16 protein-coding genes and 1 pseudogene are annotated in these 19,593 nt (G+C 47.0%); 12 read left to right on the plus strand and 5 right to left on the minus strand.

Annotated elements, in window-relative coordinates:
• The first annotated feature begins 156 nt into the window (after positions 1–156).
• The 4 genes from fba (at position 157) to sbcD (ending at position 6,739) form a co-directional block, all read left to right on the plus strand.
• On the plus strand, positions 157–1,236 hold the full coding sequence (fba, locus tag IQ217_RS14295) for a class II fructose-bisphosphate aldolase (RefSeq protein WP_028949331.1): 1,080 nt from the start codon (positions 157–159) through the stop codon (positions 1,234–1,236).
• A 161-nt stretch (positions 1,237–1,397) separates the two neighbouring features.
• On the plus strand, positions 1,398–2,582 hold the full coding sequence (dxr, locus tag IQ217_RS14300; protein ID WP_228024136.1) for a 1-deoxy-D-xylulose-5-phosphate reductoisomerase: 1,185 nt from the start codon (positions 1,398–1,400) through the stop codon (positions 2,580–2,582).
• A gap of 358 nt (positions 2,583–2,940) precedes the next feature.
• Positions 2,941–5,406: an ATP-dependent Clp protease ATP-binding subunit gene (locus IQ217_RS14305; RefSeq protein WP_194020462.1), complete on the plus strand. Its 2,466-nt coding sequence runs from the start codon at positions 2,941–2,943 to the stop codon at positions 5,404–5,406.
• 82 nt (positions 5,407–5,488) lie between these two features.
• Positions 5,489–6,739: an exonuclease subunit SbcD gene (sbcD, locus tag IQ217_RS14310; protein WP_194020463.1), complete on the plus strand. Its 1,251-nt coding sequence runs from the start codon at positions 5,489–5,491 to the stop codon at positions 6,737–6,739.
• Positions 6,740–6,821: 82 nt separating this feature from the next.
• Here sbcD and IQ217_RS14315 read toward each other — a convergent pair whose 3' ends face one another.
• On the minus strand, positions 6,822–7,304 hold the full coding sequence (locus IQ217_RS14315; RefSeq protein ID WP_190596443.1) for a flavin reductase family protein: 483 nt from the start codon (positions 7,302–7,304) through the stop codon (positions 6,822–6,824).
• Positions 7,305–7,540: 236 nt separating this feature from the next.
• Between IQ217_RS14315 and IQ217_RS14320 the strand changes: the two genes are divergently transcribed.
• The 8 genes and pseudogenes from IQ217_RS14320 to IQ217_RS14355 all read left to right on the plus strand — a co-directional run bounded on the left by IQ217_RS14320 (position 7,541) and on the right by IQ217_RS14355 (position 15,787).
• Complete coding sequence (locus IQ217_RS14320; protein ID WP_194020464.1) at positions 7,541–8,290, plus strand: DUF1190 domain-containing protein; 750 nt, start codon at positions 7,541–7,543, stop codon at positions 8,288–8,290.
• On the plus strand, positions 8,290–9,633 hold the full coding sequence (locus IQ217_RS14325) for a glutathionylspermidine synthase family protein (protein ID WP_194020465.1): 1,344 nt from the start codon (positions 8,290–8,292) through the stop codon (positions 9,631–9,633). Before IQ217_RS14320 ends, IQ217_RS14325 begins: the two co-directional genes overlap by 1 nt.
• Before the next feature lie 33 nt (positions 9,634–9,666).
• Entirely contained in the window at positions 9,667–10,479 is an 813-nt protein-coding gene (locus IQ217_RS14330; protein WP_194020466.1) for a hypothetical protein, read from the plus strand.
• Positions 10,480–10,577: 98 nt separating this feature from the next.
• Positions 10,578–11,294 carry a Uma2 family endonuclease gene (locus IQ217_RS14335; protein ID WP_194020467.1) on the plus strand — a complete coding sequence of 239 codons (717 nt, stop codon included), beginning with the start codon at positions 10,578–10,580 and terminating at the stop codon, positions 11,292–11,294.
• Between the two features lie 185 nt (positions 11,295–11,479).
• On the plus strand, positions 11,480–11,731 hold the full coding sequence (locus IQ217_RS14340) for a P-loop NTPase family protein (RefSeq protein ID WP_194020468.1): 252 nt from the start codon (positions 11,480–11,482) through the stop codon (positions 11,729–11,731).
• Positions 11,732–11,775: 44 nt separating this feature from the next.
• Positions 11,776–13,467 (plus strand): AAA family ATPase, encoded by a 1,692-nt coding sequence (locus tag IQ217_RS14345; protein WP_194020469.1) that lies wholly within the window; start codon positions 11,776–11,778, stop codon positions 13,465–13,467.
• Between the two features lie 232 nt (positions 13,468–13,699).
• Positions 13,700–14,602: pseudogene (locus IQ217_RS19415) on the plus strand (GNAT family N-acetyltransferase).
• A 222-nt stretch (positions 14,603–14,824) separates the two neighbouring features.
• Positions 14,825–15,787: a hypothetical protein gene (locus IQ217_RS14355; protein ID WP_228025768.1), complete on the plus strand. Its 963-nt coding sequence runs from the start codon at positions 14,825–14,827 to the stop codon at positions 15,785–15,787.
• A 50-nt stretch (positions 15,788–15,837) separates the two neighbouring features.
• On the opposite strand, the gene IQ217_RS14360 is transcribed toward IQ217_RS14355, so the two are convergent.
• From IQ217_RS14360 to IQ217_RS14375, 4 genes are all read right to left on the minus strand, one after another.
• Entirely contained in the window at positions 15,838–16,971 is a 1,134-nt protein-coding gene (locus IQ217_RS14360; RefSeq protein ID WP_194020470.1) for a hypothetical protein, read from the minus strand.
• A gap of 34 nt (positions 16,972–17,005) precedes the next feature.
• The gene (gene hisS, locus IQ217_RS14365) at positions 17,006–18,289 is read right to left on the minus strand and encodes a histidine--tRNA ligase (RefSeq protein ID WP_194020471.1); all 1,284 of its coding nucleotides are present in this window, start codon (positions 18,287–18,289) and stop codon (positions 17,006–17,008) included.
• A 107-nt stretch (positions 18,290–18,396) separates the two neighbouring features.
• Positions 18,397–18,813, minus strand: coding sequence for a DUF29 domain-containing protein (locus IQ217_RS14370; RefSeq protein WP_194020472.1), 417 nt, complete (start codon positions 18,811–18,813; stop codon positions 18,397–18,399).
• Between the two features lie 92 nt (positions 18,814–18,905).
• Positions 18,906–19,340 (minus strand): tetratricopeptide repeat protein, encoded by a 435-nt coding sequence (locus tag IQ217_RS14375; protein WP_194020473.1) that lies wholly within the window; start codon positions 19,338–19,340, stop codon positions 18,906–18,908.
• Positions 19,341–19,593 lie beyond the last annotated feature (253 nt).

The raw sequence follows: 19,593 nt of genomic DNA on the forward strand, positions 1-19,593 counted from the left end.
GGGCTGATTTCAATGCCTTAGCACAAATTTCCTGAGGCGGGGCAAAAAAGATCATTAAAAATTGTCAAGGGACAGAAACTAGCCTAAGATGAGACCCATATAAAGACTTGTCTTGCGAACCCAATACACATTAGGCAATAGAACTTAGGAGGATTTATGGCTCTCGTCCCAATGCGATTGCTGTTAGACCATGCGGCGGAAAATGGTTATGGCATTCCCGCTTTCAATGTCAACAACATGGAGCAGATCATTTCGATCATGCAGGCCGCTGATGAAACCAACAGCCCTGTAATTTTGCAAGCTTCCCGTGGCGCCCGTAGCTATGCCGGGGAGAATTTCCTGCGCCATTTAGTTTTGGGGGCGGTCGAAACCTATCCTCACATTCCCATTGCCATGCACCAAGACCATGGTAATAGCCCCGCTACTTGCTATTCCGCTATCCGCAATGGTTTCACCAGTGTGATGATGGATGGTTCCTTGGAAGCCGATGCTAAGACCCCCGCTAGCTTTGAGTACAACGTCAATGTAACCGCTGAAGTGGTTAAGGTAGCCCACTCCGTTGGGGCCAGTGTGGAAGGGGAATTGGGTTGCCTAGGTTCCTTAGAAACCGGCCAAGGGGAAGCGGAAGACGGCCACGGTTTTGAAGGGAAGTTAGACCACTCCCAACTGTTGACCGATCCCGAAGAAGCGGTGGAATTCGTCAACAAAACCCAGGTAGATGCCCTCGCTGTGGCGATCGGTACCAGCCACGGTGCTTACAAATTTACCCGCAAACCCACCGGGGAAGTTTTGGCTATCAGTCGCATTGAAGAAATTCACCGCCTGTTGCCCAACACCCACTTGGTAATGCACGGTTCTTCCTCCGTTCCCCAGGAATGGATCGACATGATCAACGAATTCGGTGGTGCCATCCCCGAAACCTATGGTGTGCCCGTAGAAGAAATTCAGAAGGGTATTAAGAGCGGTGTGCGAAAAGTGAACATCGACACCGATAACCGCTTGGCCATCACCGCCGCTTTCCGGGAAGCCGCTGCCAAGGATCCCAAGAACTTTGATCCCCGTCACTTCCTCAAGCCTTCCATTAAATATATGAAGCAGGTTTGTGCCGACCGTTATCAACAGTTCTGGACCGCTGGCAATGCTTCTAAGATCAAGCAATTGACCTTGGATGACTACGCCGCTAAATATGCTAAAGGTGAGCTGACCGCCACTTCCCGCACTTCTGTTGCTGTGTAGATTGGGATTAATTTTTCGTTTCTAAGTTTTGGCTTAGCAGAAAAAAGAGAATAAATAATTTTGCTCCTCCTCGGTTTAACCCTGGGGGAGTTTTTCCTTCTCAGATGGCCTGCAACCCCGTAAGATTGGGAAGATTAGTTTTAGCTTAAGCAACGGCGGTAATGGTGAAACGCATTTCTATCCTTGGCTCCACCGGTTCCATTGGCACCCAAACTCTGGACATTGTTACCCATCACCCCGATGCTTTCCAGGTGGTTGGTTTAGCGGCTGGTGGAAATGTTGAATTACTAGCCCAACAGGTGGCGGAGTTTCGCCCAGAAATTGTTGCGATTCGTCGAGAAGAAAAATTAGCCGATCTAAAAGTGGCAGTGGCCGATCTAACTGATTATCAACCCCAATATGCAGTGGGAGAAGGGGGCGTCGTGGAAGTGGCTCGCTATGGCGATGCAGAAAGTGTGGTTACAGGCATTGTCGGTTGTGCGGGATTATTGCCCACCATGGCGGCGATCGCCGCAGGGAAAGATATTGCTTTAGCCAATAAAGAAACCCTGATTGCGGGGGCTCCGGTGGTGTTGCCTCTGGTGGAAAAAATGGGGGTGAAACTATTACCGGCGGATTCCGAGCATTCGGCTATTTTTCAATGTTTACAGGGGGTTCCGGAGGGAGGATTGAGGCGGATTATCCTCACCGCTTCTGGGGGAGCATTCCGGGACTTGCCGGTGGAGCGTTTACCCTTTGTGACCGTGCAGGATGCCCTGAAACATCCCAACTGGGCCATGGGACAAAAAATCACCATTGACTCCGCCACTCTGATGAATAAGGGTTTGGAAGTGATTGAAGCCCATTATTTGTTTGGCTTGGATTACGATCACATTGACATTGTTATCCATCCCCAGAGCATCATCCATTCCTTAATTGAAGTACAAGATACTTCTGTTTTAGCTCAATTGGGTTGGCCCGATATGCGTTTGCCCCTGCTCTACGCCCTATCCTGGCCAGAAAGAATTTACACCGATTGGGAACCCTTAGATTTAGTTAAAGCTGGTAGTTTAAGTTTTCGGGAGCCGGATCACGACAAATATCCCTGCATGATGTTAGCCTATGCGGCCGGCCGGGCCGGGGGAGCCATGCCAGCGGTGTTAAATGCGGCCAATGAACAGGCGGTGGCTTTGTTTTTACAAGAAAAAATCACTTTTTTAGATATTCCCCGTCTGATTGAAAAGACCTGTGACCTCTACGTTGGCCAAAATACGGCTAGTCCTGATCTAGAAACCATTTTGGCGGCCGATCAATGGGCCCGGCGGACAGTGTTGGAAAGTAGCGCCTGTGTGGCAACCCGGCCATAGGGTGTAGTTAGCTTTAACTTTGACCAGAATTATTTGCCCCATGATTATTATGGGATTTTGGTTTGGTTGCTTTTAGGGAGTGATTACGGCGATCGCCAAAATATTTTTCATCATTTAACTAGTCGAAACGGAGATCCCCCATTGCTCTATGCCCCCTAATTCTGTTAGTTGTCAGGGCCAAAAACGGGGAGTTTGGAGATAGGATTACGAAGGTTGAGGTGGGGAAAACCCCACAGACGCAATTCGCCATTCCACCGTTAAACCTACATCCACGGCTGTACCCAGGGCAACAGCACAATAAAAGCGCTATGTTAGAATCAGCAATACACAGGGCACGCTGAGGTGATGGATTCAGGTTATGTTTGAACGCTTTACGGAAAAAGCCATTAAAGTAATCATGCTTGCTCAGGAGGAAGCTCGTCGCCTCGGACATAACTTCGTTGGCACGGAACAAATTCTGCTCGGCTTGATTGGCGAAGGGACTGGCGTCGCCGCCAAAGTTCTCAAATCCATGGGGGTTAATCTCAAAGATGCCCGCATTGAAGTAGAAAAAATTATCGGGCGGGGATCAGGCTTTGTGGCCGTGGAAATTCCCTTTACTCCCCGGGCCAAGCGGGTGCTGGAACTTTCCCTCGAGGAAGCACGGCAACTGGGCCACAATTATATCGGCACCGAACATTTGCTGTTGGGTCTGATTCGAGAAGGGGAAGGGGTAGCTGCCCGGGTCTTAGAAAACCTTGGGGTTGATCTCTCCAAAGTCCGCACCCAGGTGATCCGCATGTTGGGGGAAACCGCCGAGGTGGCCGCTGGAGGAGGATCCTCTGGCCGCACCAAAACCCCTACCTTAGACGAGTTTGGCTCTAACCTCACCCAAATGGCCGGGGAGGGCAAGTTAGACCCCGTGGTGGGCCGCCAGAAAGAAATTGAGCGGGTTATCCAAATCCTAGGACGCCGCACCAAAAATAACCCTGTCCTAATTGGGGAACCAGGGGTTGGTAAAACGGCGATCGCCGAAGGTCTAGCTCAGCGCATTGCCAACAAAGATATTCCCGACATTCTCGAAGAAAAACGGGTCGTCACCCTGGACATTGGTCTTTTGGTGGCGGGCACCAAATACCGGGGGGAATTTGAGGAACGGCTGAAAAAAATCATGGATGAAATCCGCCAGGCCGGTAACATCATCCTGGTGATTGATGAAGTTCATACCCTCATTGGGGCCGGGGCCGCCGAAGGGGCGATCGACGCCGCCAATATTCTCAAGCCCGCCTTAGCCCGGGGAGAATTGCAATGTATTGGGGCCACCACCCTCGATGAGTACCGTAAGCACATTGAACGGGACGCCGCCCTGGAACGCCGTTTTCAGCCAGTGATGGTGGGGGAACCCTCTGTGGAAGAAACCATCGAGATTCTTTACGGTCTGCGGGAACGCTACGAGCAGCACCACAAACTGAAAATTTTGGACGAAGCTCTAGAAGCGGCGGCCAAACTTTCCGACCGTTATATCTCCGACCGCTTCCTGCCCGATAAGGCGATCGACCTGATTGACGAAGCTGGTTCTCGGGTGCGGTTGATTAATTCCCAATTGCCCCCCGCCGCCAAGGAGTTAGATAAGGAACTACGGCAAATTCTTAAAGAAAAAGATGATGCTGTCCGCAACCAGGACTTTGAGCAGGCTGGGGAACTCAAGGACCGGGAAGACGAAATTAAAAAACAAATCCGGGCGATCGCCTCTTCTAAAAAAGCAGAAGGGGATAGTGGTGAACCGGAAGTCAACTCTGAAGAAATTGCCCACATTGTCGCCTCCTGGACTGGGGTGCCGGTGAACAAGCTGACAGAATCGGAGTCGGAAAAACTGTTGCACATGGAAGACACCCTCCATCAACGGTTAATTGGACAGGAAGATGCGGTTAAGGCTGTGTCCCGGGCCATCCGTCGGGCCAGGGTGGGGCTGAAAAATCCTAACCGTCCCATTGCGAGCTTCATCTTCTCCGGTCCCACTGGGGTAGGTAAAACCGAGCTGACCAAAGCCCTAGCGGCCTACTTCTTCGGTTCCGAGGAAGCCATGATCCGCTTGGATATGTCTGAATTTATGGAACGTCACACCGTTTCTAAATTGATTGGTTCTCCTCCGGGTTACGTGGGCTACAACGAAGGTGGCCAGTTAACGGAAGCAGTACGCCGCCGTCCCTACACTGTGGTGCTGTTCGACGAAATTGAAAAAGCCCACCCGGACATCTTCAATATGCTCCTGCAAATTTTGGAAGATGGTCGCCTTACCGATGCCAAAGGTCGCACAGTGGACTTTAAAAATACCCTGCTGATCATGACCTCCAACATTGGTTCCAAGGTGATTGAAAAAGGTGGCGGTGGTTTAGGCTTTGACTTTGCCGATGACCAGGCGGAGTCCCAATACAATCGCATTCGCTCCCTGGTGAATGAAGAGTTGAAAAACTACTTCCGTCCTGAGTTCTTGAACCGTTTAGATGAGATCATCGTCTTCCGTCAATTGAACAAGGAGGAAGTCAAGGAAATTTCCGAAATCCTGCTGCGGGATGTGTTTGCTCGGTTGGTGGAAAAAGAAATTTCTCTCCAGGTCACCGACAAGTTCAAGGAGCGCATTGTGGAAGAAGGGTTCAACCCTGCCTACGGTGCCCGTCCCCTCCGTCGGGCCATTATGCGCCTGTTGGAAGATGTGTTAGCAGAGGAAATCCTCTCTGGTCGTCTCAAGGAAGGCAGTCAGGCCCTGGTGGACATTGGTGAAGATAACCAAGTGGTGGTCATCCCCGGTGAAACAAGGGAATTAATTGCCCCTGGCGTTGAATAATTAGGCCCCCCAGCGGGCCACTGCCATAGGATGAAGGGAGGACTTAAAGTCTTCCCTTTTTTGTTGTTAGAGAGTCATTGCCATGTTAAAAGTCCTGCATCTTTCTGATATTCACCTAGGCAGTGGTTTTTCCCATGGGCACATTAATCCGGCCACGGGACTGAATACCAGACTGGAGGACTTCATCCATAGTCTCAGGCTTTGCATTGACCGGGCGATCGCCGAACCGGCCGATGTGGTCTTATTTGGGGGGGACGCTTTCCCCGATGCCACCCCGCCCCCCTACGTTCAGGAAGCGTTTGCGGCGGAATTTCGTCGTTTAGCGGATGCCAATATTCCTACGGTGCTGTTGGTGGGAAACCATGACCAACATTCCCAGGGTAGTGGGGGAGCTAGTTTATGTATTTATCGCACCCTAGCTGTACCCGGCTTCATTGTTGGCGATCGCCTGGCTACCCATTTAATTCCTACGGCGAATGGAGACCTGCAAATTATTACCCTGCCGTGGTTGACCCGTTCTACCCTGTTGACCAGGCCGGAAACGGAGGGATTGTCCCTAGAAGCAATTAATTTGCTCTTGCTGAAAAAGTTACAGCCCATTTTAGAAGCGGAAGTCCGGAGCTTAGACCCCCAACTCCCAACTATTTTGCTGGCCCATTTAATGGCAGACCGGGCCACCTTTGGGGCGGAAAAAACCCTCTCCGTAGGTAAAGGTTTTACCATTCCCATGGCTTTGATCAATCGATCCGAATTTGATTACGTTGCCCTGGGCCATGTCCATAAACATCAAAATCTCAATCCTCATAACAATCCCCCCGTGGTATATCCTGGCAGCATCGAAAGGGTGGACTTTGGCGAAGAAAAGGAAGATAAGGGTTATGTTTGGCTAGAGATTACTAAGGGAAAAGTTGATTGGCAGTTTTGTGTCCTGCCGGCCCGGCCCTTTAAAACTATTAAGGTGGACGTGACCGAAGCGGAAGATCCCCAGACAGAACTTTTGACTGCGATTAATCAAACCAACATCGATGCTGCAGTGATGCGGCTAATTTACCAAATCCGCTCTGAACAGTTGGAACAAATAGATAATCGCCGGTTACAAGAGGCCCTCAAACCAAGCCATTCCTACACTATCCGCCCAGAATTAGTGAGCCAGTTGGCCCGGCCCCGCTTGCCAGAATTGGGAGTTGGTTCTGCCCTTGATCCCCTCGTTGCCCTGCGAACTTATCTAGAAAACAAAAAAGACATTAAGGGGCTAATGCCCGACCTAATGGAGGCGGCCGAGCATTTACTAAGTGCCAATGAGGAGCACTGGTTAGAGGCGGTGGGGGACTGAGGGCATATTGATTCAGCCTTAACGACTCCTGTTGATTCCTTTTAGCGACCAAGGAAAATCCTTGGCAAAATCACTAACCTGACTAACCGCCGTAGTTCCAGCCGGTACTTTCCAGCAATAAAGGTTCTCCTTCATTGAAAACTTGGGCGCCAATCACTTCGCCGACAAAAACGGTGTGATCGCCGTGGGCCACCGACCCCACCACCCGACATTCCACGTAGCCTAAGCAATCTTTGAGCACAGGGCAACCGGTTTCCGGGGCATCAAGTACGTCAAAGTTCTCAAACTTGTCCCCCACCCGTCGTTGGGGCTTAAAAAATTGCGCCGCCACATCCTTTTGATCCGCCGCCAGGAAACTGAGAGCAAATTGACCACTTTCCTGTAACAGCCGATGGGAAATGGAGTCAGTGCGCACGCAGTTAACCACCAGGGGGGGCTCAAAGGAGCCCTGCATTACCCAACTAGCGGTGAAACCGTTGGCTTCGTCTCCGGACTTAACACCACAGACGTAGAGCCCGTGGGGAATTTTGCGTAGGAGAGTTTTCTTTGCTTGTTCGTCTAGCACCATAATTCACTCAAGGTATTGGGCATGGGCTGGAAAATTTTCCCGAGGGAAAAATCCATTTGTTGATAGCCTAGCAACTTAATCAAGCTTAATTTTTTTTGCGGGGGAATTGGGCACAATGTTGGTTAAACTCCCCAATGCCTGCAACTGGTTCGTAAATAATTTTTGCTAATCGGTTTACTGCAGAAAAATCTTAATACAATAATCCCATCACCACTGATCCCCCGGCGATCGCCATGGACCCCAATCATTTCCCCGGCAACATTTCTCGGCCCATTTACCGCAAACAAGTCAGGCAATATCTCGCCATGGTGGCGGTGTTGGCCATGGTTAGCACCAGTTGCAAAGGCAATAACCCAAAAACGAACCAGGGTAGTGGGGCAGGCAATAACGAAAAAATCGAAGCTCTTTACTACACCAGTGTGGCGGAATGTAAAACAGACACCACCAATCAGGCCAAGGAGTATCAGGTTTTGGTGGAGGCTCACAAAGCCGGCAAATTACCCAATGCCCCAAGTCCGCCTCCCATTCGTCCTGAGGAATGTGAGGCCCAAATGAAAGCGGCCCAGGAAGAGCACCAACGCAATGCCCCAGTCTATGGCAGTCGAGCCGATTGTCAAACCGATGGCGTGATTTGTGAACCCACCCCCAGCGGCTATCACACCAGTGGTTACCGTCCAGTCTTTGGGGGGGCCTATTTTTATCCCTACGGCAACAGTTACACCTACATTTATTCCGGCGGTGTACAACGAAGGGTATTACAACCATCCATTGTCTATCGGGGGACAAATCCAGACCAGTTGATCACCCCCAATGGAGTCACTGTGCCCCGCACCACCACGGGCAAAGTTTCCACCTCCAAAGCGGTCACGGCCCCCGCTCCTCCCCGACCTGCGGGCACCGCTGCCAAGGGCACCATTTCTGGGCGTAGTAGTAATAAGGGCTTTGGTTCTACCTTTAAGGGCACTGGCCGGGGAGGTAAATAATGCAACCAATCAAAATTAGCCGTCGTCCCCGTTGGCGTCAGCATATCCAGGAAAATGCCTATCAAGCGGATGTGCTGAGTGATGCGGCCCAGCAATATTGGGTGGAAGCCCTGCCCCAACCTTTTGCCATTCAGTTCAGCCCCCGGGAAGAAACGGCGATCGCCGAAGCTAGTGAACAACTATGGCAAATGTGTGTGGAATTTCTGGATTGGTTTTTTGACGAAGAGGATGACCCCGCCATTGATGGCAGGTTGGCCCAGTTGAAAATTCGCCCTGAATATTGGCCTGCCCTGAAAAACAGTTGGCATCGCACCGATCCGGTGGAAGATTTGAGCCTAGCCACCCGCTTTGACTTGGTGGTGACCGACGATGGCCAGATTAAATTAATCGAAATTAATGGGGAAACGCCCCTGTTGGGGGCTGAAACTGTATATCAATGGAATTGGTTAGTGGATTACCAACGCAACCATAACCAGGGAGCCTATGCTTTACCCCAAAATGCCAGCCAATTTAATGAGTATTGGGAAAGAACGGCGGGGCAATGGCGACGGATTTATGAAGAATATGATTTACTCCGCACTGGCATTTCTTTTTTAGTGGACGAACAACTAGAAGAAGACAGTGAAATGGCCATGCAATTAATCCAAATTCTTCACGATGAAGTAGATGCAAATATCTATACCCAATTGGTTTATTTGCGGGGCTTAGAAGATGAACGGGGACAACCAATGCAGAGGGGTTTGGGTCTAGATGAAGATGGTTATTTTATCGACCATGCCAACGAAAGAATTCCCATTTTGTGGAAAATGTATGATTGGTCAGATTTACAAAATGACATGGCCAATGCCGGTTGTACGGAAGCCCTGGCTCAACGTTTAGCGGTGGGGGATGCCAAAGTCATTGAACCCCTATGGAAGCAAGTTTTATCCAATAAAGGGGCCATGGCCCTGATTTGGCAACAATTTAAAGATAGTCCATACGCTCGATATTTATTACCCACTTACTTTGAAAGTGATATTTCCCTCGAAGCGACCCGTTTATTGTTAGAAGGGTTACATGTTCGTAAACCCCTTTTAGGCATGGAGGGCATTGGTATTTCCATTGAATTGGGGGCTGGATCAGTGGAGAAACGTCCTAGCTACGGTTATGGGGAAGAGGGTTTTATTATCCAAGAATATATCGAACTACCCCAAGCTTTTGATTACTATTACATGGTTGGTAGTTGGGTCATTGATGATACGGCTGCAGGGATTATTTTGCGGGGGGACAAGGCTCGCATTACGGGGCGTCACTGTCTGATCATTCCCCATATTGTGGCGGCAGATTTTTTGTCAGTGGGTTAGGTGGTTAGTCCGAAAATTGAGGATATAGGATTGATGATAAAATCTATTTGTTTGGAAGATCAGCCCATAGAGTATCTCCCTACACTCTGTTTAAATTGTTGGGAGGTGGATGAATTAATTCCCATCGGTTATCGATTATCCCAAAATATTATTGATAACTTAGACAATAATTTAAAAGAAGATTTTTCTATTCTCCTTAGTCGAGATGTTTATTCTGAAGGGGATGCCCAGTTTTTATACAATTATTTGCTGTCCCGCCAACGGGAATTATCAGCCAATTTTTTAGCGCTATTGCCCCTCTGGTTGGGGGATGAACAAAAACATTATCAAGCTTTGAGCCGGGTTTACAGTGCTTTATCCGGTTTAACTACCACCGCAGTGGATAACAATTTTCATCGGCGATCGCCTAGCTTGGAACCCATTGCTTGGGTTTTGCAAGACGAATTCACTATTGTTAGTACCCTGGTGTTTGATGAATTGGGGTCAATGTTATCTTACCGTCGAGACCTAAGGGAATATTACCGACCCTTTGGTAAAACCTTTGCCAGAGTTGGCCAACATTTGGTACAGGATGAAGGTAGCCATTTTCGCCACTTTTTAAATATCCTCAAGCAAAATCATCCCCATCGCCTTAAAGAATTACCCGATTTTTTTCATAGTCTCATCAAACTGGAAAAATCCCTAGGGCGTTATTACCACACTTTTTTATTGGACCATGCCCAGGAAATGCATCGTTTTCCCAGTTATTTTAGCGAGGTCGTTGTCCAACTAATTTTGGCGGAATTAAACTTTGGCGATCGCCCTAGTAGCACCGTGATTAAATCCTTAACTCTTGTTTCGCCCTAATGTCTGCCAATTGCAAAAAGCTCTTAAATTTTCTACGCCAAAGACATTAATTAGCTAGGATTAGGGGAAATTAGGCAACCACCAAGGAGCATAGTCCCATGCTTGCCAAAGAAACGTTTACGCCCCTGCCCGATCACACCCAGCTTCCTTGTGAAGATGGTACTTTCGTGAAGAATTTTCAGGAACATCCCCAAAGTATTTTGCTCACTAGTGCGATCCGTCCAGTCTTGGATCAAATTCATACTGACGGACAGTACACCATCGGTCAAGATAGCGGGATTTATTGGCGTTTAACCGAACCACCACAGCGGGTAGCCGAAGCCCCAGACTGGTTTTATGTGCCGAATGTGCCGCCGTTACTAAATGGCAAGGGCAGACGCTCCTATGTGTTATGGCAAGAAATCATCCCGCCGCAGATTGTTTTAGAGTTCGTTTCTGGTGATGGTTTTGAGGAACGAGATCGCACCCCTTGGACTGGCAAATTTTGGATCTACGAAACGGTGATTCGTCCGGCTTATTACGGGATCTATGAGGTGGAAAAGGCAAGTGTTGAGCTATATTACTTGATCGGTAGCCACTATGAATTAATGAATCCGAACGCCTATGGACACTATGAAATTCCAGAATTACAAGTTGCGTTAGGTATTTGGCAGGGAACCTATCAAAATATGGAATTGCCTTGGTTACGGTGGTGGGATCTTCAAGGAAAACTGTTGCCTAATCCAGAAGAAAAAGTGATTCAGGCTGAAGAAAAAGCAGAAAAATTAGCGGCAAAACTGCGGGAATTAGGCATCAATCCAGAAACTCTTGATTAAAGCTGATTACCTCATTAACCCTATTTTCTCGTAAGCACTTGAATCTCCGCTTTTTTCGTCTCACGGGGGCGATAGCCTAAAAACCACAACTCACAGTAGAGATCGCCTATTAGAAAATATATCGTTAAAAATGTATGAAAATATGACTTATACTTACTTTGTCAAAAACAACTTAAATATCTGAAATGTATCTCCGCGAATGCCTGATTGAAAATGTTGGACCAATTACTGCACTTGATGTTTCATTGGATCTAGATACCGCAGGAAATCCAAAGCCATTAATTTTGGTAGGTAAAAATGGAACAGGAAAAACCATTTTCTTAGCCTATATTCTTGATGCACTAGCAGAATTAGCGAGGGTGCATCCCATTTTTTCCAGCTCAATGATTTTAAGTATAAATACTTATACTTGGATGCGTTTCAGAATAAGGCTTTGAGAATTGCTTGACAGTTTGCCCAGTAAGACTTTTGCAAAAGTGGGATGCTCCCATTAGCGAAGAAGAAGTTTAGTGATATTGCTATCGGTCAACAGATCGGTCATAGCCCATTTTTTAAACTAACTAGCGGTGGAGATACACACTCTCTATCTGGAAATAGTCTCAGTCTTTTGGAGTTCTCGGATGCAGATAGTAAATTCTGTTATGTAGAAAAAGTAGGGCAAATCGATTCGCAAAATTATTCTGAAAAACTGAAAGGTCGATTTGAGTCTGTGAAATCTTGGCAAGAGAACGAACCATTTCATAAGGTAGTTACAGGAGACGAGAAGCAGATTGAGGCTTTTTTCCAAAATGGAGCAGTCTGTTTTTTTCCGTCCTCTCGTCATGAGCGTCCCCATTGGCTAAATCTTAGTGCAGTGGGAGATCAACCTATATTTGGTAATGATCGACGAATGTCAGGAGTACTCGGAAAACCATTAATTGTTGAACGGGCTGCTGAAGATAATCGGCAATGGTTAATGGATGTTTTTCTTGACTCACTTGTAGATGGAGACTTCGTGATAGGGCCGATTACACCTGAGGGTAGACAGTTTCATTGGCAAGCAAAATCAAACATTCAAGATAAGTGGTGGTTCAAGGCAGGACGGCAGAATATTGAACGACTAATTCGTGCAATTCTTGAGGATGAAAAGACCGAACTAATTTTAAATTATAGAAATGCAGTGCATGGACGGGTTTCAATTCGTCTCGGAAATGGTGTTATTATCCCATCGCTAAACCATCTCTCAGCAGGACAGGCTTTACTCTTTAATCTCTTTGCTACGATTATCCGTTATGCGGATCGAACCGATCTTCAAAAAAGTATTAACTTGAGTGAAATCAAGGGAATCGTTTTGATCGATGAAATTGATGCTCATCTGCACACAGACTTGCAATATGAAGTTCTTCCCAAACTAGTTAAACTGTTTCCAAAAGTGCAATTTATTATCACATCGCATGCGCCACTTTTTTTACTCGGTATGGAACGTGAATTTGGTTCTAATGGTATTCAGATTTTAGAAATGCCTACGGGTAAAAAAATTAGTACCGAGAGGTTTGAGGAGTTTTTAAAGTCATTCGAGTATTATTGTCAGACTCAGATTTTTGAAAATTCAGTTGAAGAACAAGTCTTAAGAGCATCTAAACCTTTAGTGTTAACAGAGGGATGGACAGATGTTACTTATCTTAAAACAGCATTAGAGTTATTAGGACATAGTGATCTTCTAGAACAGTTGGAAATTGATGAGGTTGGCAAGTCAGGGAGAGAAGGTTCAAAAGGTGGTGGTCACACAAACTTAGACGCTGCTCGTAAGTTTTTAGAGAATAATCAAAGTCGATTTCCACGACGAGTGCTACTTCTTTACGATTGTGATACAGGAAAAAAGGCTGAAGACGTTGGTTCGCTCTTAAGTCGCTGCATACCTCAGAACTCTGACAATACTAAAGTGATTAAAGGTATTGAAAATCTTTTGCCATCTGAATTGTTTGAAGACAGATTTTATCAGAAGCGCAACAAACCAACAGACTATGGTGGGGAAAATATCATTAGCGAATTTAGCAAGAATCAATTCTGTGAATGGGTTTGTATGCAACGACGTAATAGAAATGATTTCCTTCAGTTTGAGGTACTGGTCGTACCAATTCTTCAGGAGTTTCTTTCCCCTAAAGTTTGTAAGGTAGATGATGAGCCGAGCTAATAAATCGCTGAATTGTAACGGAACAAAAGTTATCTTGAATTACAAGGTTTGCCGTCATTCGGTTAGCTTCTTTGTTTAGTTCAGAAATGTTATTAGCAATGCCTATGATGGTTTCTGCCTATGCAAAGACAAATAATTATTAAGCGATCGCCTAAAAATCATAACTCACAATAATGGCGATCGCCCTAGTAGCACCGTGATTAAATCCTTAACTCTTGTTTTGCCCTAATCTATGAGTTACTTAATTCGTCCCATGGAACTTGCCGATCGCCCATTGGTGATCCGTTGGGCTCAGCAGGAAGGATTTTGCCCAGGCATAGGAGATCTGGGGATTTTTTATGACACCGATAACGGCGGCGTTTGGGTGGGGGAATGACAAGGAACGCCCGTGGGTTGCATTGCAGGCATTCGTTACGACGAAAACTACGGTTTTATTGGTTTATTTCTCGTCCAACCAGAGTATCGGGGCCGGGGTTTTGGGGTCGCCCTCTGGCAAACGGCGATCGCCCATTTAGAAAATGTCAGTTGTGTTGGTCTGGAAGCGGCCCTAGCCAGGGTGGAAGATTATCAAAAATGGGGTTTTCGTCCTGCTTACTATACCCGCCGTTACCGTTTACCCCCCGCCGATCGCCGTTCCTGTGTGCGGCCAAGTTTTGCGCCTGATTTGCCCTCCGGTTATCAACTGATGGCTGGGGATGAATTAACGGAAGCCAAAGTGCAAGCCTATGACGCCCGCCACGAAGCTACCCCTCGACCCCTGTTCCTCCACGAATGGTTGGGAAGGCCGGAGGGAAAAGTGATGGTAATTTTGGACAACCAGGGGGATTGCTGTGGTTACGGCCGCATTCGTCCCTGTCTGTTGCCCGACGATGAAGATGGTTTTCCCCAAGGTTGGCGTTTGGGACCCCTCATGGCGGATAGCACTGCTTTAGCTGGGGCTTTGTTGGACGTGTTACTTGGCGATCGCCAGGGGCCAGTATTTATTGACGTGCCAGAGGTGAATCAGGATGCCATTTATCTGTTGGAAGAACGGGGCTTTGAACTGACCTTGTTAAATCTACGTATGTATAAGGGCAATCCTCCCCAACTTCCTTTGGAGGACATTTACGGCTTGGCCTGTTTGGAATTAGGTTAGGGATTCGCATTATTTATTATTTTGCCCTGGATTGTTAAGGCTATATTTTCAACATTTAAATGCATTTGCTACTGTAGTCAATCAATTTGTACAATTCCAACGATAAATAACCCACTCATCTGTCAAGATCAAGACATAGGAATTGGTATTTTATCAATGAAAACTTTAACTTTATCTACAGCTACTCTCTTACTATTATCTCTGACTAGCATAGCTCCGGCAATGGCGCAATCTGAAACCATTAACTGCGTGAGAACCCGTGATGTAATTAATTGTTCTGATTATGGCAGTTTCCGTTATCAAGTTAATAACAATCACCGATATAATTCCCGCCCGACTGAGATTAGCTGTCTGCGGAACAATAATGTTATTAATTGCCCCAACTATGGCAGTTTCCGCTATCAAGCCAATAACAATAATAATAGGCGGTCTAATATTCGCTATAATCGTGAGTCGGAAATTAACAATCTGTTCCTGCAAGTGTTAGGACGCAATGCCACCAGTAATGAAATCCGGGACTTTACCCAAACCATGAACAGTCAAGGTTGGTCTTCGATACAGGTTCGTGAAAACCTAATTAATAGTGAAGAATTTTATCAATCTATTAATAATTTCTATCGGGAATATCTGGGACGAAATCTTGATAACACCAGCCTTGTAAGTTACCGTAACTTAATTGTTAATGGCCAAAGCTTGGCTGATATCAAGAATGAGATTAGCAACAGTACCGAAGCTCGCAATCGTAATTATAACAACCGGGATAACTACAACCAAGGAAGTTATAATTCCGAACACCAGCGGCAATTCAATGATATGTATATCCAGGTGTTGGGACGCAACTCCAGTGCCAGTGAGTTAAGGAATTATGATCAATTTATAAATAATTCCAATTATTCCTTAGCCCAAGCTCGTCGGGATTTGGTTAATAGTCAAGACTTCAAGCAAGCATTAGATGTGGTCTACCAAGAATACCTAGGCCGTAACGCTGACTCAGAAGGGCTACAGGGTTATCGCAATGCTGTCATCGCAGGCAGTACCTTTGAAAATGTAAGGAATGAAATTGCCAATAGTCCCGAAGCTAATCGGTACAATAACAACCGTAATAACGATGATTATTACAACCGGTCCGGCGGCAATTCACTAATTCAAGGTATTCTCTGCAATATTACAGAGATCTGCTTTTGAGTTGGACAATTCCAATTTTGAACTCAATTTCCCCCCATTTATCCTTGAAATTAATCCACTGTAGACGTTAATTTGGGGGGCAGAGGCGATCGGGACTTGTTAGGCTGTCGATGCAAAGAACTGATCATCCTACGGGGGTCTGGCAAATTCAGATTCGCAGGGCGGCGATTCTCGTCCACCATAACCGTAATGTCCACCTGGATCGGATTTGCCAGTTCTGGGTAGATTAGCTCAACAGAGTAACTCACAGACCGGAATGGGGTGAACTGGCCCGATTTCTCCTTATCAGCATCAGCCGGGGCCTCGGTGCTCAATGGGGCAGTCGCGACAGGCTCTAACAGTTGCTCGTTTTCATCTTCGATCGCCATTATAGTAGCTATTACCGGTTCTAGGATTTCCTCTGGCTCCTCCTTTTGGATTGTCTTCTCATCTTCGGCAATTATTGGGTGGATCGACACTTCTGCCGGTTTTATTTCTTCTGTTTCTTGATAAGCTCCAGGTTCTAGCATTTCTTCTACTCCGGCTGGAATGATCTCTTCTTGGGCGGCGATCGCCGGAGTGATGAGCACTTCTGGCTCTAGAACTTGCTCCTCGTTGGTTGCTTCTGTTTCTAATATCTCTAGGGGACTGCTGGAATCCGTCATCCTATTTTCAGTGAGTTTCACCCTCGTTTTTCTGCTCCACTGCAATGTCGGCAACGGCTCTGGATCAAGCTCCGGCACCACCATAGGACGCAGGGGATGGGGCACAATGGCATTATTTTCCCCATCTGCTTGACTATTACCCACTTCCAGCTTTGATTTCTCCGGTTCGGCACTCAATTTGGGCACTGTAACCGTAGCCATGGCGGGGGTAACAACTTGGAATTGAAAGCGGATTTGCCAATTTTCCCCACAGAGTTGATCAAATAAGTCAGGCTGGGCGCTCAGTTGCCAGGTTCCCGGTTGAACTGTGTGTAAATCCAACAGGGAAATTAGACCTTCTTGATCGGTGCGGCCTTGGAAATCGTGGTTTTCTACTTTGCCGTTAGCAGAGAAAAACTTCCAGCGCCATTGCAGATGTTTGTGGGGGATCGGCAGACGGGCCGCTAGGCGGTAATGGCCTACGGGCAGAGAACGGCAGGAATCTAGCGGTTGCCAACTGGGGTTATCGTCGGTTTTAAACCAAATTGTCCATGGGGTCATGGCAGGTCACAGAAAAGTTGGAGGTGAGGTAGGGTTATTTTTCCCTATGTCCCGCTAAACGTTGTTTGAGTTCCGTAATGTCCCCCATTAAATCCTCTAACTGCAAGGTTTCCTGGGCTTTACTGGCCAGCCATTTAAGCTGTACTGTGCCCGTTGCCATTTCCCCTTCCCCCAGCACTAAGCAGGCGATCGCCCCGGATTTATCAGCCCGTTTAAATTGTTTGCCAAAGGCGCTGGCACTCAGATCTAAGGCGACAGTGAAACCTTGTTGGCGTAATTGCTGGGCCAAAATTAGGGCTTGGGGTTCCGCTTTTTCTCCTTTGGAAATGATGTAAAAGTCCGGGCCGGGAACAGGGGGCGTAGCCATTTGTTGCAACAGGATAATTAATCGCTCCAATCCCATGGCCCAACCTACAGCAGGGGTAATCGGGCCCCCCAATTCCGCCACTAAGCCATCGTAACGACCGCCGCCACAAACGGTGGCCTGGGCCCCCAGATCGCTGGATTGAATTTCAAAAGCGGTGTGGGTGTAATAATCCAAGCCCCGCACCAGGGTGGGAGTGAGTTGGTAGGCAATGCCCAAATCCGTCAGCAGTTGTTGCACTTGGTCAAAGTGGCGCTGGGAATCTGGCCCTAGGTGATCCAAAATGCTGGGGGCATCCTGAACAATTTCCTGGGTACGTTTAGCTTTACTATCCAAAATTCTGAGGGGATTGCGCTCCAGTCGGTCTTGGGAGTCTGGGTCTAGCTCATCCTTAAAGGGAGTCAAATAACTGATTAATGCTTCCCGGTATCTTTGGCGATCGCCACCGTTGCCAACGGAATTCAGCGCCAGGGAAAGGTTACTCAATCCCAAAGCTTTTAAAATGTCGGTGCCTAGGGCAATCACTTCCACATCGGCCCTCGGGTCAGCGCTGCCCAATACTTCCACCCCCAATTGGTGAAATTGTCGTTGCCGGCCGGCCTGGGGTCTTTCGTAGCGGAACATGGGCCCGGTATACCACAGTCTTTGTACCCCTCCAGTGGCCTGTAAATTTTGTTCGATATAGGCCCGCACCACCCCTGCTGTGCCTTCTGGTCTTAGGGTAATAGGGCGATCGCCCCGGTCGGTGAAACTATACATTTCCTTGCCCACCACGTCTGTGGCTTCCCCAATACCCCGCTCAAATAGGGAAGTCTGCTCAAAAATGGGCGTACGAATTTCTTGATACAAGGCCCGGTCTAAAATACCTTTGGCGATCGCCTCTACCCACTGCCAATAGTTGGTTTCCGGGGGCAAAATGTCACGGGTTCCACGAATGGCTTGGATAGCTCCCATAGTTCGGCTCAGTTCCTGTCAAACAAAATACGTTCCTAACCTTAGCGGATTCCGAGGACCCATTGCTCCCCGGCGATCAGCAATTAGTTTGCCTTGGTTTCTGGTAGTCAATCTTCCAACACTTGGGTAATGGCAAAGGGACATGATTCAGGAAAAACATTCAGAGCTAACCCCGTTTGCCTGGAGGCTTCCCGCCGCGCCCTGGCATATTCCTTTTCTAAAATTGCTTCGGGATAGTTGCGTAAGCTAGGGCTGTCTTCAATTTTGCGGCGGATTTGGGAGCGGCCATCATTGATAGAATCAAGCCAACTGTCTGATCGCCGTTGGGGTTGATATTGCCATTTCAGCAGATGCACCATAATCCTTTCCATTTGCGAACCTATGGCACTGCGCTCACTTTTGCCCAAATCCTCTATCTCCTCAATTAAGTGGGGCAAATCAATCGCTTCCCAACGTTTCTCCCGCAATAATTGTGCGGTGGTCCTGGCCCAAAGTACTAAATCTTGTTCGTAGGTGATTGACATATTTTTATCTGTAATTAGCAAAATAGATTGAAAATTGTTGCTTGCTACAATCTTTAAACTTATGAGAACGACACTTGGAATCAGTGATAATGTTACCAAAACCTCCATTGCCGACCTATTTTTGATTCCGTAACCGCTTTGTTTTCTTTTGCCTCTGTATAATCAGGATTAACTTGTAATGCTTTATTGTAGTCAGCGATAGCGCCTTTATAATCTCCCAAATAATGTTTTGCTACTCCTCTACGATTATAGGTAATAGCAAATTGAGAATTAATTTCTATTGCTTTGCCGTAATCTCCTATAGCACCAATATATTGTTTCAAACAATGCTCTGCTATTCCTATACTGTTGTAAATTGCAAAATCACTAGACTCAATCGCTATAGCTTTACTAAAATCGACAATAGCACTTTTGTGCTCTCCCAAATAACTCTTTGCTAACCCTCTGAAATTATAAGCAACAGCAGATTGAGAATTAGTTACTATAGCGCTACTGAAATCAGAGATGGCACCTTTATAATCTTTCAATCCTTGCTTGGATAATCCTCGATTATTATAGGCATCAATACAATTAGGATCAATTTTTATAACTTGGGTGTAATCATCAATGGCACCCGAATGATCTTTTAATATTTGTTTTGAACGTGCCCGATTACTGATTGACTGACAAAAGTTTAAGAGGACTCGTAGGAATAGACCTGGAGAGTAAACTCAAGGGCATAAAGGCGGCGGTGATGCTGACGAAGGGAAGCCATAGCCGGTTCAGGGTCTTGATGGGAGA

Source organism: Synechocystis salina LEGE 00031 (assembly GCF_015207985.1).
Lineage (GTDB): Bacteria > Cyanobacteriota > Cyanobacteriia > Cyanobacteriales > Microcystaceae > Synechocystis > Synechocystis salina.

Excerpts from the sequence above, each read along its gene's own strand:
- fba (WP_028949331.1), top strand. The coding sequence starts at position 157 with ATGGCTCTCGTCCCAATGCGATTGCTGTTAGACCATGCGGCGGAAAAT.
- dxr (WP_228024136.1), top strand. The coding sequence starts at position 1,398 with ATGGTGAAACGCATTTCTATCCTTGGCTCCACCGGTTCCATTGGCACC.
- IQ217_RS14305 (WP_194020462.1), top strand. The coding sequence starts at position 2,941 with ATGTTTGAACGCTTTACGGAAAAAGCCATTAAAGTAATCATGCTTGCT.
- sbcD (WP_194020463.1), top strand. The coding sequence starts at position 5,489 with ATGTTAAAAGTCCTGCATCTTTCTGATATTCACCTAGGCAGTGGTTTT.
- IQ217_RS14320 (WP_194020464.1), top strand. The coding sequence starts at position 7,541 with ATGGACCCCAATCATTTCCCCGGCAACATTTCTCGGCCCATTTACCGC.
- IQ217_RS14325 (WP_194020465.1), top strand. The coding sequence starts at position 8,290 with ATGCAACCAATCAAAATTAGCCGTCGTCCCCGTTGGCGTCAGCATATC.
- IQ217_RS14330 (WP_194020466.1), top strand. The coding sequence starts at position 9,667 with ATGATAAAATCTATTTGTTTGGAAGATCAGCCCATAGAGTATCTCCCT.
- IQ217_RS14335 (WP_194020467.1), top strand. The coding sequence starts at position 10,578 with ATGCTTGCCAAAGAAACGTTTACGCCCCTGCCCGATCACACCCAGCTT.
- IQ217_RS14340 (WP_194020468.1), top strand. The coding sequence starts at position 11,480 with ATGTATCTCCGCGAATGCCTGATTGAAAATGTTGGACCAATTACTGCA.
- IQ217_RS14345 (WP_194020469.1), top strand. The coding sequence starts at position 11,776 with ATGCTCCCATTAGCGAAGAAGAAGTTTAGTGATATTGCTATCGGTCAA.
- IQ217_RS14355 (WP_228025768.1), top strand. The coding sequence starts at position 14,825 with ATGGCGCAATCTGAAACCATTAACTGCGTGAGAACCCGTGATGTAATT.
- IQ217_RS14360 (WP_194020470.1), bottom strand. The coding sequence starts at position 16,971 with ATGACCCCATGGACAATTTGGTTTAAAACCGACGATAACCCCAGTTGG.
- hisS (WP_194020471.1), bottom strand. The coding sequence starts at position 18,289 with ATGGGAGCTATCCAAGCCATTCGTGGAACCCGTGACATTTTGCCCCCG.
- IQ217_RS14370 (WP_194020472.1), bottom strand. The coding sequence starts at position 18,813 with ATGTCAATCACCTACGAACAAGATTTAGTACTTTGGGCCAGGACCACC.